Origin of the sequence: Pseudomonas sp. SIMBA_068 (genome assembly GCF_046534705.1) — a bacterium.
Classification (GTDB): domain Bacteria; phylum Pseudomonadota; class Gammaproteobacteria; order Pseudomonadales; family Pseudomonadaceae; genus Aquipseudomonas; species Aquipseudomonas putida.
This window is the reverse complement of the sequence record NZ_JAWRYI010000058.1, coordinates 1-458: the sequence shown is the minus strand read 5'-3', so window position 1 is coordinate 458 and position 458 is coordinate 1. Positions and strand designations below refer to the sequence as shown.

Here is a 458-nt window from a genome sequence, read left to right as displayed (position 1 = left end):
TCTACAGCCGAATTGATGCCCAGGCTGATCTGGCCAGCGTCATTGTAAACGTCATCGCCTTGTGCAGCGTGCTCGTATGGCGCGCTGGTCTCACCGGCCTTGATGGTGACTTGAGCGTTGTTGCTCAAGGTCACGACCAGGTCGTGGTCCAGCGGTTGGTTGACGTGCACGGTGAACGTCGGTTTGACGTTCTCGGCTACCGAAGTCTGGTCGGCCGTGATGGTGACCTTGACCAGGTCGCCTTCGTTGCCCGGAGTGCCTGGCTCGTCAGTAACGGTGGTGCTGACCGGGGTTTTGTCCAGGTTCAGGTTTTCAAACTTCCACGCATCCGCGCCACTGACGGCGTCGATGGCGTTGACCACTGGCTGGTTAGCACCGACGTAGACGTTATCCGGCGCAGTTGCAGTGGCCGAGCCGGTGGTGCTGTTGGCAGCCACAACAACCGTCGTGCCATCGGT

General features: G+C 60.0%; 1 protein-coding gene. It reads right to left on the bottom strand.

All coding sequences use genetic code 11. From position 1 onward, the window contains the following. On the bottom strand, positions 1 to 458 hold a 458-nt coding region (locus SB756_RS28130; RefSeq protein WP_410912761.1), incomplete at both ends, for an immunoglobulin-like domain-containing protein.